Source organism: Aurantiacibacter zhengii (genome assembly GCF_003584125.1).
Lineage (GTDB): Bacteria > Pseudomonadota > Alphaproteobacteria > Sphingomonadales > Sphingomonadaceae > Alteraurantiacibacter > Alteraurantiacibacter zhengii.
In genome coordinates this window covers 604,485-617,967 of the sequence record NZ_QXFL01000001.1, presented here as the reverse complement: position 1 = coordinate 617,967, position 13,483 = coordinate 604,485, and the positions used below count along the sequence as shown (strand labels likewise).

Below are 13,483 nucleotides of genomic sequence, written 5' to 3'. Positions count from 1 at the left end.
GTTGAGTTTCTTGCGCGCAGGCCCCAAATAAAACCCATGCAGAGCCAGAACCCCCTGATCGCCGACTTCGTCAAACTCGCCAACAGCGCGGCTGGCACTTTTGCCGGCATGAGCCGGGAAGCCCGCGACGGCGCGCGCGAGAAGCTGAAGGAAGCCATGGGCGGCCTCGACTTCGTCAGCCGTGAGGAGTTCGATGCGGTGAAGGACATGGCGGCCATGGCGCGCGAGAAGGTGGACATTCTCGAAGCGAAGATCGCCGCGCTCGAAGCCAAGCTGGCCGACAAGGCATAGTCCGCAGGCGCCGACGCGTCGCTGCACCCTTGCAGCATTCCACCGATTTGCGCACAGCAGCCGGATGCACGTTCGCGCTCCCGCCATCCTGATCGCCGCGCGCCAGCACGGCGAGACGGCGGTGGTGGCGCGGTTCCTGACCGAAGAGTTCGGCGTGGTCGCGGGCTATGTCGCGGGCGGACGCGGACGAAACCTGCGGCCGGTCATGATCCCCGGCAACGCGGTTGATTTGCAACTCAGCGCCCGCTCAGCCAGCCAGTTGCCATTTGCGAAGGTGGAACTGACCGAAAGCCGTGGGCCGTGGCTGGCGGAGCCACTGCCTGCCGCCGCCATCGGGTGGATCACCGCGCTCACCGCCTCGGCCCTGCCGGAGCGCGAACCCTATTCGCCGCTTTTCAATGCCCTGGAAGGCACGCTTTCCGCGATCTGTCACGCACCTAGCGCGCGCGGCTGGGCCAGCGCGCTGGTGGGTTACGAGGTGCTGCTGCTGCGCGAACTGGGCTATGGCGGAGCGGGAGAGCGGCCCCCCGGCGAAATGGGCGAGGTGCTGGAGGTGATGGACGCGCTAGGCCCCGCAATCGATCACTACCTGCTTGCCGACCGGCGCGCAGACGTTATGGCGGCCCGCAATCGCCTGAGAGAATTGCTGGGACGGATTGCCTGAAATGAAGATAGCCCTCCTTGCCGGTGACGGCATCGGCCCCGAAATCATGGCGCAGGCGCGCCGCGTGCTGGATGCGCTGGAGCTTCCCGGTCTCGAACTCATCGAAGCCGAAGTCGGCGGCACCGCTTATCGCAATCACGGCCACCCGCTGCCCGGAGAAACGCTGGCCTCGGCGCGCGACGCTGACGCCGTACTGTTCGGCGCGGTAGGCGATCCCGAGTGCGATAACCTGGAGCGGCACCTGCGGCCCGAGCAGGCGATCCTTGGCCTTCGGTCCAACCTCGGCCTGTTCGCCAACCTGCGCCCTGCCACGATGTTTCCGGGGCTTGAGAACATGTCCGGCCTGAAGCCCGAGATCGCGCGGCAGATCGACGTGCTGATCGTGCGCGAGTTGAATGGCGACGTGTACTTCGGCGAAAAGGCCATGCGCGTGCTGGAAGACGGCCGGCGGCAGGGCTACGATGTCATGTCCTATGCCGAGGACGAGGTGCGCCGCATTGCCCATGTTGCCTTCCGCGCCGCGCAGGGCCGGGGTGGCAAGCTGTGCAGCGTGGACAAGGCCAACGTGCTGGAAACCAGCCAGCTCTGGCGCGACGTGGTGACAGAGACCCACGCCGACTATCCCGACGTCGAGCTGAGCCACATGTACGTCGACAACGCCGCCATGCAGATGGTGCGTAATCCCGGGCAGTTCGACGTGATCGTAACCGGTAACCTGTTCGGCGATATCCTGTCCGACCAGGCAAGCATGTGCGTCGGTTCCATCGGACTGCTCGCCAGCGCATCGCTGGGCGAGCGGCAGACCGAATACGGCACCTTCGGCATGTACGAGCCGATCCACGGTTCGGCGCCGGATATTGCCGGGCAGGGCAAGGCCAACCCGATGGCGATGATCCTGTCGCTGGCCATGCTGCTGCGCCACTCGCTGGGCCGCGAGGAGGACGCATTGCGCATCGAGAAAGCCATCGCCGCCACGCTGGAGGCAGGCGTGCTGGGCGGCGATCTGGGCGGCTCTGCGGGCACTGCCGAGATCGGCGACGCCGTGCTGGAGAGGCTGTAATTCGCTTTCCCGGTAACCTTATGGTTAACAATTCCCGCTAGCCGGGGAGCATGAAGATGAGCCACGAACAATTCCAGCAGCAGATCGCGACGGCCGCAACGCTCGCAAAAGCGCAGGCATCGCGTCCGCTGGAGCTGGCCGTCGTGCTGCCCACCCTGAACGAACGCGGCAACATCGCGCCAATGGTGGAACGGCTGGAAAAGGCGTTGGGGCCGTCTGGCTGGGAAGCCGTGTTCGTCGACGACAATTCGCACGACGGCACGGCAGAGGAAGCGCGTCGCATCGGTCAGACCGACCCACGCATCCGGGTGATCCAGCGCATCGGTCGCCGCGGCCTCGCCAGCGCCGCGATAGAGGGCATGTGTGCCACCGCCGCGCCCTTCGTGGCCGTGATGGACGCCGATCACCAGCATGATCCCGCGCTGCTCAGCGACATGCTGCAGGCGGTGAAGTCGGGTGACTACGACCTTGCCTACGCAAGCCGCTTTGCCGTGGGCGGCAACGCCGATGGCCTGTCCAGCAAGGGCCGGGAGACCGGTAGCCGCGTGGCCAATGCGCTGGCCCGCAAGCTGACCGGCACCGAACTGACCGATGCCATGAGCGGCTTCTTCCTGCTGCGCACGGAGCAACTGCGACAGCAGGCACCCAAGCTTTCCGGCATCGGCTTCAAGATCATGCTGGATATTCTCGCAACCGCCCAGCCACGCCTGAAAGTGAAGGAATTCCCCTTGAAATTTGCCGAACGCCTGAGCGGCGAGAGCAAGCTGGACAACGGCGTGGTCGTGGATTTCGTCGCCGGGCTGATCGATCGCTACCTTGGTCGCTGGATCCCAGTCCGCTTTGCCCTGTTCGGCATGGTCGGCGGGCTGGGCGTCTTCGTGCACATGGCGGTTCTCGCCGTGCTTTACTGGCCGGAAGAGATCGGTTTCGGATGGGCGCAGGCGATTGCCACGATGGTGGCAATGACGTTCAATTTCTGGCTCAACAACCTGCTGACCTACCGCGACAAAAAGCTGGGCGGGGCCAACGACATGTTCTGGGGCTGGCTGAAGTTCTGCGGTGCCTGCGCCGTGGGTGCCTTCGCCAACGTTGCCGTAGCGACCGTGCTGAACGATCAGGGGCTGGTCTGGTGGGCCGCCGCGCTGGTGGGTGTGGCGATAGCCTCGGTCTGGAATTACGCGCTGTCCAGCAAGTTCGTCTGGGGACGCTTCCGCTAGTCCTGTCCGGGCGATCATTGCAGAAAATTGCCGTTACTTGTGCGAAAAGAACAGCGCCAGTGAAACTAAAGGCCAGTCCTTTGTAGCCCAAGAATAGTTGCGGATAGCATTAACCAAAATCGTGGCTGATCCTTGCTTAACAGGGGGTTGCGCTGTATATTTTTTGGCGCAACAACAGGGAAACACGGAGCATGGCGAAGTCTATCGAGGCCTACGTCGACAACCGGGGGCATCTGCACATGACCCCGAAAAGCGCGGTCATCGGCGATATCGCCGCTGCGCTTGGTCGGGTTGGTGACGAAGGCGGCCTGACCGAAGGCGTTGCTCGCCTCATCCTGGAAAAACGCGCGGAGATCGAGCAGGCCTTCGCCGATCTCGACACGATGGACGAACGCGAACCGGTGCGGATCGACCACTCCGAAGGCGGCACCATCGAGGTGTTCGACCTCGAAGACCGCCGCAAGCAGGGCTAGCGATGCCCCTTCGGCTAACTTGTCGAATTGCGAGGGTGCTGTTAGCGCTTAGTGCATGAGCGCGAAGGCACACCATACAATTCTGACTGAATTGTCAGCCTTTTCGCGAGGACTTGTCGATCCCCGAGGGCGCACGTCGCGAACCGGTCTAGTCATTTACGTGCTCGCCGCAACGGGGCTGGCAAATGCTACACTCTGGCTTATCAAAGATGTGTGGGAGTTCAGTCTGGCAACGCCAGACACTTATTCGCTGATCCTGATGGGTATGCTGATAATTGTGCCCATGATCCGACGCTGTCATGATTTCGGCAACGCGGGGTGGATCGCTCTTGTCGCTCCAGCCACCCTGTGCCTGAAGGCTTATGGAACGTATCTTTGGGAGACCGGGCAGTCGCTTTCACCCGGGCTAGACTATCCACTCAATGCGGTAGCACTCGGCTTGGTTGTGGCATTCTGGGTCATCTTCTTTTGGCCGCCAAAGCAAGAGCAAAATCGCTTCGGTCCGATACCGCATAGTCGCCTTCGCCGGGCCGCCGCCTAGCGCCACCCCTGCGTCCACGCCCATTTCAGGAAGTCCTGCGGATCGTCCAGCGGCGCGGCGGTGAGGATCGGGAACCAGTACAGAAAGAACCCCAGTGCGCCCAGCACCAGCGCCCAGGGCACCAGCCGCTCTCCGCGTTGACCCAGTCTCTCCACTGCCAGTGCCAGCGCGGCGCTGATCGCCATTCCGGCCAGGAAATAGTGGAAGTAGAACTGCACCGCCTTGGGCGCGACGATCCACAGGCCGAGGCTGACAATGTAGACCACAACCAGTGCAATACAGTCCCACCGGGGCGCGTCGTAGCGGCTCTGCCAGCCGGTCCATGCGCACCAGCCCATGGCAATGAGGCCGAACCACATCGTCACCGGGTTGCCGATCAGCATGATGCCGCGCTGGGCACCGTCGACAGGCTCGTAAAGGTACCAGATCGCCCGGCGGTTGATCACCCAGTCCCACCAGTTGCTCTGGTAGGGATGGGGTTCGGGCACCTGCGTTTGCAGACTGAGCATGTGCCGGTGCAGGTCGATCAGGCCCGTGCGGTCGGCCCCCGGAACGTTCCAGTAGAGGAACGGCCAGAACGTTGAGGCATAGACCAGCAGCGGTACCAGGCCGAGCCACAGCCCCGCCTCCCACAGCGTCATCCCGCCGATCGGCCATCCGCGCGCGGACATTACCAGCCGCCGCCGCCCCGCCGCCCAGCGCGCAGCAAGGAAGGCGAGGCCCGGCAGCACGGCAAGCGGAACGGCGTTCCACTTCGATGCCATGGCGCAGCCCAGCGCGACGCCCGCCACGGCCAGCCGCCAGCGCGCGGTCTCGTTCTCCCGCAGGGCTGCGGCGAACATCCATGCAGCCAACAGCAGGAACGCGACCATGAACACGTCCAGCATGGCGATGCGCGCATGGACGAACAGCAGGAAATTGGTGGCGACGAACAGTCCGGTCAGCAGGCTGGCGGTTCGGGTGCGACTGGCGAACCATATCGTCCGCATGGATGCGAACAGCGCTAGCGTACCGAATACAACGCTGAAAATGCGCCAGCCCAAGGGCTCGTCGCCGAACAGGGCGATGCCTGCGGCGATGATCTGCTTGGCCAGCGGCGGGTGTTCGACATTGGTCGCCTGCACCAGGTCGAGCACCGCGCGCGCGGCGGGCAGGTAATGCACCTCGTCGAAGTAGGGCGTGCTGGGGATGGTGAGGCGCACCAGGCAAGCCAGCAGGAAAGCCAGCGCGATCAGGCTGTTCCAGACAATCGGATCGCGGGGATGGACGGGCGGCGCGCTCATTGCGGGCAGGGAATAGCAGGCGCGCAGCACATGACAATTGCCATTGGAACAACACACCGGGTCGCGGCTTGGTCTCGCATGGCCCGCAAACGCGATCAGGAAAACGTGCAGGCACTCTACCTGTCGTGGTTCGACGCCGATCTGCCGGACGGGTTCGACTGGCACGGCGATGCGCAACCGCTGGCAGCGGGTCTCTGGCTGGTGCGCTCAGACCTTTCGCGTTCGAAACTTTATCACCGCATCAAGTGGCAGTTGCCCGATGATACCCCGCTGCTGCTCGCACCGCTGGACGATACGCGCGATGGTTGGCCAAAGTTCAAGGGGCTGGAGGCCGGCGCACTGAAATGGTTGCGTGGCCGCTGACTCGGCTTGCTCCACGCCCGGTCGCTGCCTAAACGCAGCCTGAGATGAAAAAGACAACCGGCACCGATCCTCGCATCACCGCAAAGTGGCGTCCCGCAACGCAGGCCGTGCGTGCGGGTACGCACCGCAGTGAGCATGGCGAGACGAGCGAAGCGCTCTATCTCACCAGCGGCTTTACCTTCGACAGCGCGCAGGAAGTGGCCGCGCGCTTTGCGGGCGACGCGCAGGGTATGCAGTATTCCCGCTTCAAGAACCCCACGGTGGAGATGCTGCAAGACCGCATCGCCGCGATGGAGGGGGCAGAGGCGTGCCTGGTGCAGGCAAGCGGCATGGCGGCGATGACGAGTTCGCTTCTGTGCATGCTTTCTGCGGGCGATCACGTGGTGGCGGGACGCGCTGCGTTCGGCTCGTGCCGCTGGATTCTCGACAACGTGCTCAACCGTTTCGGCATCACCCACACCGCCATCGACGGCACGGACAACGCCGCGTGGGAAGCCGCCGTGCAGCCCAACACCAAGGCGTTCTTTTTCGAGACCCCGGCCAACCCCACGATGGACCTGGTGGACCTGGAATTCGTCTGCGGCCTGGCGCGGTCGAAGGGAATTACCACCGTCGTGGATAACGCCTTTGCCACGCCCATCCTCCAGCGGCCACTGGAGTTCGGCGCAGACGTTGTCGCCTACTCCGCCACCAAGATGATGGACGGGCAGGGCCGCGTGATGGCGGGCGCGGTCTGCTCCAGCCAGGAGTGGATCGAGGAGAAGCTTTCGCCCTTCCAGCGCAACACCGGGCCGATCTGCGCGCCGTTCAATGCCTGGGTGGTGATGAAGGGGCTGGAAACGCTGCCCCTGCGCGCACCCGTGCAGAGCGCCAATGCCCTGCAGGTGGCGCAGTTCATCGAGGATCGCGGTCTACGGGTGCTGCACCCATGGCTGCCCAGCCATCCGCAGCATGAACTGGCGCACCGGCAAATGTCGGCGGCAGGTCCGATCTTTTCGTTCTTCGCGCCCGGTTCGGGAGAGCAGGCGAAGGAGAATGCCATGGCGATCCTCAATGCGCTGGAACTGGTCGATATCTCCAACAACATCGGCGATGCGAAAAGCCTGATGTGCCACCCGGCCACCACCACGCACCACAACATGGGTGCAGAAGGGCGCGCCGCGGCGGGTATCGAGGACGGGATGCTGCGTATCAACGTGGGGCTGGAAGATCCGCTCGACCTGATCGAGGATATCGGACAGGCTTTCGACAGGGTTGCATTTTAGGGCCCGGGTAGAGCAGTCCGGGGGGCAATTCCCTCTATTGCCTAACGCCTTGCTTTCGTTATCTTCCTCCCTGCAACGGCGTGCGGGGGCTTACGAAGATATGCGGAAGACGATGATTGCGGCGGCGCTGACGCTGCTGGCCGGGCTGGTACCACTACCGGCGATGGCGCAGGATAAAGACGGTTCTTCCGCTGCGGAAATTCCGGCGGAAATTCCCACCGAAGCCTTTGCCTCACAGTCGCAGCTGTACGGGGCACGTCTTTCGCCCGATGGCAAACATCTGGCTTTCACTGCCTTGGTGGACGAGAAGCTTTATCTCACCGTGTTCGATGCCCAGACACTGGAAATGGCCGATGCCATCATCGTGGGGGAGCAGGACGATTTCAACTGGTTCCGCTGGGCGGGCAACAACCGCCTGTTGATCTCGGTAATGATGCAGGACCGGCGCGAGACCTATTATTTCAGCCGCCTGATGGCGCTGGAAATGGGCACCGACAACCTGCAGCCCCTGGTCCTGCGGCGCATGGCTTTCAATGGCGACAATATCATCCACGTCGATCCCGATGGCGATTTCGTACTGATTTCGATGGCTTACGGGCTGGGCCGCTATCCTGGCGTGTACCGCTTCGACCTGAGCGACCTTGCCGCCGGACCGCCGGAAGGTGAGTTGGTGCAGCGTCCCATCGATGGCGTGGTGGACTGGTTCGCCGACGAGACCGGCGACGTGCGCCTTGGCTATGGCCGGGCAACCGGCGGGCGCCGCCATCTCGAATATCGTAGCAATGGCCAGGACGACTTCCGCGTCATCGCCCGCACCCGCGTGGATGACGAGGACGCGTTCGAATACTGGAACTGGACCGGACTGCGGTCCGGAAGCGACAAGGCCTTCGTGTTCGCAATTCCCGAAGGGCGGGACCGGCAGGCACTGATGGAGTTCGACTTCAACACCGGGGAACCCGGCGCCGTGGTGTTCGAATCCGATAGCGCAGATATCGATTCGGTCAATCTCGACCGCGACGGCACTCCTCTCTCGGTAGGCTACGCAGGCGACGATTTCCGCCGCGAGTGGATCGATCCGCAGATCCGGCAGTGGCAGGAGCAGCTCTCCACCGCCTTGCCGGGAAGCTGGGTATCCATCCGCGGTATTGCCGACGATCGCAGCCGCATGCTGGTGCTGCAATCCGGTCCTGCCGATCCGGGCGCGCTGCATGTGTTCACACCGGGCGAGCGCGAACTGGTCCTGTTTGCCGAATACCGACCGCAGATCCGGGCAGAGGATCTGAGCGAGCCCGCTAGCTTCCGTTACGAGGCACGGGACGGCACATCCATCCAGGCTTATCTCACCCTTCCGCGAGGTCGCGGGGACAAGGCGCTGCCGCTGATCGTACATCCCCACGGCGGCCCCTACGGCGTGCGCGACTGGGACGAATACGATGACATGGTGCAGCTGCTGGCCAATCGTGGCTACGCCGTCGTCCAGCCCAACTTTCGCGGCTCCGGCGGGTTTGGTGAAAGTTTCGAACTGCTGGGCAACGGCCAGATCGGCCGCGCCATGCAGGACGACCTCGACGACGTGGTGGCGCACCTCGTGGCGCAGGGGACGGTCGATCCCGAACGGGTCTGCATCCTCGGGTCCAGCTATGGCGGGTTCGCCGCGCTGTGGGGAGCGATCCGCAACCCCGAAATCTACCGCTGCGCCGTAAGCTTTGCAGGGGTCACCCATTTCGAGCGGCAGTTGCACTACAACCGCGACTTCCTGTTTGGCCGCAATCGCGGGCGCTGGTGGGACAGGGTCGATGGCGACCAGACCAACTTCGACCTCGACGATGTGTCGCCCGCCGTGCAGGTGGGGCGCCTGACGCGCCCCGTCCTGCTGGTGCACGGGGAGGAGGATAGCGTGGTGCCCTACGACCAGTACGAACTGATGGTCAGCCGCGCCCGGGGCGCCGGTGTCGAACTGGAAACGCTCAGCTTCGAGGAAGCCGGCCACGGCTTCGACAAGCCGGAGGACGAACAAGCCTATTACGATGCCGTGGTGGACTTCCTCGCGCGCCACAACCCGGCGGATTAAGACCGAAGCACCCCTTGTGGCACGGCTGAAAGCCGCTACCTTGTCGTACATGACCAGTGCCGCAATTTCATCGCTGTTCCAGCACACCGCCATCACCGCCGGGGTTACCGTGCGGGTGTCGGTGAACTTCATGCCGGAACAGTCGCGCGTGGGGGCGGGGCGCTGGTTCTGGGTCTATCACATCCGCCTCGAAAACGGGCGGGACGAAACCGTGCAGCTGAAAAGCCGCCACTGGCGCATCACCGATTCCAACGGCATGGGGAACATCGTCGATGGCGAGGGTGTGGTGGGGGAAACCCCGGTGCTGGCCCCGGGCGAAACCCACGATTACGTCTCCGGCTGCGAGCTGACCACCAACATCGGCGCGATGGAAGGGCATTACACCTTCCTCCATGCGGATGGCACGCAGTTCGAGGTGGCGATTCCCTATTTCCCGCTTGCCGCCCCTGCTGAAAGCGCGAACTGAATTCTACCGATATCGGCACGGCCCAGGGCTGAGCGAGGGCATGGGCCTGCATCCCTGCTTGCCGCGCGGCCTTGCCTTTCCTAGAGCCGGTGGCTGGAAACAGCCATGAAACGCACTCATCTCCCCCTCAACGCCCTGCGCGTATTCGATGCCGCCGCGCGGCACCTCTCGTTCACCCGCGCGGCAGACGAACTGGCGGTGACGCCCGCCGCCGTGGGCCAGCAGATTCGTGCGCTGGAGGATGTGCTGGGCGTCGTGCTGTTTCGTCGCACGTCAAAGGGGCTGGAACTGACCGATGAGGCCGAGGCAGGCCTCGATTCGCTGCGTGACGGTTTCCTGAAGTTCGAGGAAAGCGTCCAGGCCATGCAGGCGGGGCAAAGCTCCTCCAACTATGCCATCGCCTGCCCGCGCGAATTCTTTGCCCAGTGGCTTGCCCCGAGAATTGCGGCCTTCCGGAAGGCCAATCCCGACATCACCATCCAGTTGACGGCGGATGAGAACGCCGACTTCACCGAGGCCAACCTGGACCTTGCCATCCGGCTGGTGGAAGGTCCGGGCGAATTGGAGGGCGCGCAGCTGGTGGACGGGTGCAAGGTCGTGGTCGCCGCACCCGGCGCGCCAGATGCGTGGATAAGCTGGCCGACATACGAGGCGCCCGAGAGCGCGGAGGTCGTGCTGCAAGTGGGCAATGCCGGACAGGTCCTGTCCTCCGCCATCGCCGGGATCGGTCGCGCGTGGCTGCCGTTGCCGCTGGTGGAGGAAGCCCTTGCCGACGGTCGGCTGGAAGCGTTGCAGCAGCAGGAAGACTGCCGCCGCGCCTACTGGCTCGTCGCCCCGCGCCCGCAGTGGCGACAGAGGAAGGTGAGGGCGCTGGTGGAGTTCCTGACGGGCGCGTGATCGATTTCTTCAAGGAGGGCTGTGACCCGCCCTCGCGTAAGTATGGATGCGAACCACAAGCGGATTGATCGATGAGCTACTGGCCAATCCTTGCCGCCGCGCTGATTGCGCTGGGTTTCATATACCGCAGCTGGTCGCGCAGGCGCAGGCGGGCGCGGCTTCTGGCTACGCCGCTGACATCGCAGCAGCGCGCGGTCGTGGACAGGCTCGTGCCGATGCTCCGCCGGTTGCCCGAAGATTTGCGCCCGTCGCTGGAAGGGAAGATCAACCTGTTCCTCGATCAGGTGACGTTTCACGGGTCGGGCGGGCTTGAGCTGAAAGACGAGATGCGGCTTTCCATCGCTGCGCAGGCGTGCCTGCTGGTGGTGAACAGTCCGGTCTGGTTCGAAACCTTGCGCACCATTCTCGTCTATCCCGCCGGCTTCCTGACAGGGCGTGGAAGGCATGATGGACCAGTGGTTCACGAAGGCAATATCGGCACTGCGGGCGAAAGCTGGCAGCGGGGGCCGGTCGTCCTGGCATGGGACCATGCTCGTCGTGGCGGTCTCGACCCGGACGACGGGCACAATGTCGTCATCCACGAATTTGCCCACCAGCTCGATGGCCTGACCGGGCACACCAATGGCATTCCCATCCTGCGCAAGGGGCAACGATACGAGAACTGGGAGCGCGCCATGCTGGATGCCTACAATGGCCACGTGGAAAGGCTGGAAAGCGGCCGCAGCACCCTGATCGATCCCTACGGCGCCACCAACCACCAGGAATTCTTCGCCGAAGCGACCGTGACCTTCTTCGAAAAGCCGCAAGCGATGCGCAGCGAAGAGCCAGACCTGTATAAACAGCTGGCGAAACTGTATGCCCTCGATCCTGCTCAATGGGCATAGCGCCGTGCCGGTGCCGTGAGCGATATGACCAAAACCCCTACTATAACCACTCCGCGCTTCACCTGCCGCCCCCTGCATGATGGCGATGAAAAGGCGCTGTGGCCCGCTTTCTCCAGCGACGATGCGATGCGCTACTGGGGCCGCGGGCCGTTCGACGATCGCGAGGAGTTTCGTGACTACCTGTTCGACGCGGGCGGCAAGTGGGGCGGTCGCACGTGGGTGGCCGTGCCGAGGGATGGCGGCACGCCCGTTTTCCGCATGGTGGCCAGCAGCGATGTCGAGCAGGTTGCCGAGATTGGCTATATCATGGTGCCGGGGAACGAGGGCCGGGGGATCGCCCGCGAGTGCGTGTCCGCGCTCGTTACCCACCTGTTTCGCGAAGAAGGCTACCACCGCATCTTCGCCGACGTCGATCCGCGCAACCACCGCTCCAACGCGCTGCTCGAGCGGCTGGGTTTTACCCGCGAGGGACACCTGCGGCATACCATGAAAACGCACATCGGCTGGACCGACACGTGGCTGTGGGCAATCCTAAGCGACGAGTGGAGGGGTTAGGCACCATTAGGCTTTGACGCTGGGGTGCGAATGTGCTGCCTGATGGCACCTGTGCCGGTTACGGTTTCGAAGGGGGATTCTCGATGACAACAACGTTTCGCTGCTCGCTCCTGCTGGCCGGTGTCGCTGCCCTGATGGCGCCGCCCGCTCTCGCCCAGGTTCGCGATCTGGATGGGGAGCGCAGCGACGTGCGCGTGTTCCAGGGCCGCATCGACGGGGAGGCTTCGGTATTCACCGTCACTCTGCCAGCCGACACCGGCCTGCAGGTCGATGTCATCGCCACCGGCAACCTCGATCCGGTGCTGCGGGTAAAGGATGCGCGCGGCGAACTGCTGGGGGAGAACGACGATTTTGGCGACGGCCTGAATTCGCGCGTGATGATCGGCGCGGAAGGCCGCAGCCGCCGGCTCACCATCGAGGTGGACAGTTTCGACGGCGAATGGGCCGGGGAAGGGGAAGGTTACGGCGGCAGTTTCGACCTGCGCCTCTCCACCAACGAATACGTCGAGGTGGGCACCCGCGCGGTGACCTATGGCGCACGCGAAACCGGGATGCTGGTGGGGGGGGAGCATCTTTTTACCATGCAGGCCCGCGCGGGGCAGACGGTGGAAGCCGCGCTAATCGCCACTGAAGACGGGCTCGACCCCTATCTCGAACTGCGCGATCCCTCGGGCGAAACGATCGCCTTCGACGATGACGGCGGCGGCGCACTCAATGCGCTGCTGCGCCATACGTTCGAGGACAGCGGCACCTACACCTTTGCTGCCAGCGGGTTGGGCGAATCCACGGGTTCCTACCGCTTCCGCGTGCGCGAGCGGCGCGAAATGCCCGCCCAGTTGCCCCTGCAGGTGATCGGCATCGATGACGAGGCGAGCGGCGAACTGGCCGAGGGCTGGGACGAGGAAGCCGCGCCCACGACCAGCCCCACGCAGATCGACTACCAGTTGAGCGAGGAGGCCAAGGCCGCCATCCGCGCAGGCAACGGCGAAGTCACAATCCGCATGACCGCGAGCGACGCGGCCGACCCTGATTTCGGCGGCGCCATCGATCCCTACATCGAACTCGGCTTCGACACCCCGCTGGGCTTTGCCATGGTGGAAAGCGACGACGATGGCGCGGGCGATCTCAACGCGCTGCTGCCCATCGACCTGGGCACGCTGGCGGGCGATCCCGCCCTGCTCGACGCGCTGCGCATTCGCGCGCAGGGCTTTGGCGGGTCGGGCGGCGCCTACACGCTGACGGTCACGCCGGGCCTGGAAGCGCGGGTGGAACAGGACTGGGAGGCGATGGAAGCTGCAGTGGATGCCGCTGCGGATGCCATGGAAGAGGCCGCCTACGAGGACTGAAAACAGAACACACGCAGGCAGGAAGAGGGGCGGGGTGCGAACTCCGCCTTTTTTCTTGCGCTCGTGATGTATTCAGGCACGGACGGAAAGCCGTGCGCACGTGACGG

The 13,483-nt window shown here is 64.1% G+C and carries 15 protein-coding genes; 14 read left to right on the top strand and 1 reads right to left on the bottom strand.

All coding sequences use genetic code 11. The annotated features are described in order from the left end of the window. Positions 1-36 precede the first annotated feature (36 nt). The 6 genes from D2V07_RS03085 (at position 37) to D2V07_RS03060 (ending at position 4,246) form a co-directional block, all read left to right on the top strand. Entirely contained in the window at positions 37-291 is a 255-nt protein-coding gene (locus D2V07_RS03085; protein ID WP_119584555.1) for an accessory factor UbiK family protein, read from the top strand. A 64-nt stretch (positions 292-355) separates the two neighbouring features. Then, positions 356-955, top strand: coding sequence for a DNA repair protein RecO (gene recO / locus D2V07_RS03080; protein WP_119584553.1), 600 nt, complete (start codon positions 356-358; stop codon positions 953-955). A 1-nt stretch (position 956) separates the two neighbouring features. Then, positions 957-2,015: a 3-isopropylmalate dehydrogenase gene (gene leuB / locus D2V07_RS03075; RefSeq protein ID WP_119584551.1), complete on the top strand. Its 1,059-nt coding sequence runs from the start codon at positions 957-959 to the stop codon at positions 2,013-2,015. Positions 2,016-2,071: 56 nt separating this feature from the next. Beyond that, positions 2,072-3,232 carry a glycosyltransferase family 2 protein gene (locus tag D2V07_RS03070; protein ID WP_199698713.1) on the top strand — a complete coding sequence of 387 codons (1,161 nt, stop codon included), beginning with the start codon at positions 2,072-2,074 and terminating at the stop codon, positions 3,230-3,232. Positions 3,233-3,423: 191 nt separating this feature from the next. Further along, the gene (locus D2V07_RS03065; protein ID WP_233548217.1) at positions 3,424-3,705 is read left to right on the top strand and encodes a hypothetical protein; all 282 of its coding nucleotides are present in this window, start codon (positions 3,424-3,426) and stop codon (positions 3,703-3,705) included. A gap of 55 nt (positions 3,706-3,760) precedes the next feature. After that, on the top strand, positions 3,761-4,246 hold the full coding sequence (locus D2V07_RS03060) for a DUF805 domain-containing protein (protein WP_119584547.1): 486 nt from the start codon (positions 3,761-3,763) through the stop codon (positions 4,244-4,246). Here the strand turns inward: D2V07_RS03060 and D2V07_RS03055 are convergent. After that, entirely contained in the window at positions 4,243-5,529 is a 1,287-nt protein-coding gene (locus D2V07_RS03055; RefSeq protein ID WP_119584545.1) for a glycosyltransferase family 39 protein, read from the bottom strand. The two genes, D2V07_RS03060 and D2V07_RS03055, sit on opposite strands and share 4 nt — an antisense overlap. Before the next feature lie 78 nt (positions 5,530-5,607). Here D2V07_RS03055 and D2V07_RS03050 point away from each other — a divergent pair, with 78 nt between their 5' ends. The 8 genes from D2V07_RS03050 (at position 5,608) to D2V07_RS03015 (ending at position 13,376) form a co-directional block, all read left to right on the top strand. After that, positions 5,608-5,892, top strand: coding sequence for a hypothetical protein (locus D2V07_RS03050; RefSeq protein ID WP_119584543.1), 285 nt, complete (start codon positions 5,608-5,610; stop codon positions 5,890-5,892). 44 nt (positions 5,893-5,936) lie between these two features. Beyond that, a complete protein-coding gene (locus D2V07_RS03045; protein ID WP_119584541.1) occupies positions 5,937-7,157 on the top strand; it encodes a trans-sulfuration enzyme family protein in 1,221 nt (406 codons plus the stop codon). Between the two features lie 100 nt (positions 7,158-7,257). After that, positions 7,258-9,228, top strand: coding sequence for an alpha/beta hydrolase family protein (locus D2V07_RS03040; protein ID WP_119584539.1), 1,971 nt, complete (start codon positions 7,258-7,260; stop codon positions 9,226-9,228). A 64-nt stretch (positions 9,229-9,292) separates the two neighbouring features. Continuing rightward, positions 9,293-9,694, top strand: coding sequence for a Co2+/Mg2+ efflux protein ApaG (gene apaG / locus D2V07_RS03035; protein ID WP_119584893.1), 402 nt, complete (start codon positions 9,293-9,295; stop codon positions 9,692-9,694). A gap of 105 nt (positions 9,695-9,799) precedes the next feature. Further along, entirely contained in the window at positions 9,800-10,591 is a 792-nt protein-coding gene (locus D2V07_RS03030; protein WP_119584537.1) for a LysR substrate-binding domain-containing protein, read from the top strand. Positions 10,592-10,662: 71 nt separating this feature from the next. Next, positions 10,663-11,475, top strand: a complete 813-nt coding sequence (locus D2V07_RS03025; protein WP_119584535.1) for a M90 family metallopeptidase — start codon at positions 10,663-10,665, stop codon at positions 11,473-11,475. 24 nt (positions 11,476-11,499) lie between these two features. Further along, a complete protein-coding gene (locus D2V07_RS03020; RefSeq protein ID WP_119584533.1) occupies positions 11,500-12,030 on the top strand; it encodes a GNAT family N-acetyltransferase in 531 nt (176 codons plus the stop codon). A gap of 83 nt (positions 12,031-12,113) precedes the next feature. After that, the gene (locus D2V07_RS03015; RefSeq protein ID WP_147366888.1) at positions 12,114-13,376 is read left to right on the top strand and encodes a hypothetical protein; all 1,263 of its coding nucleotides are present in this window, start codon (positions 12,114-12,116) and stop codon (positions 13,374-13,376) included. The last annotated feature ends 107 nt before the right edge of the window (positions 13,377-13,483 follow it).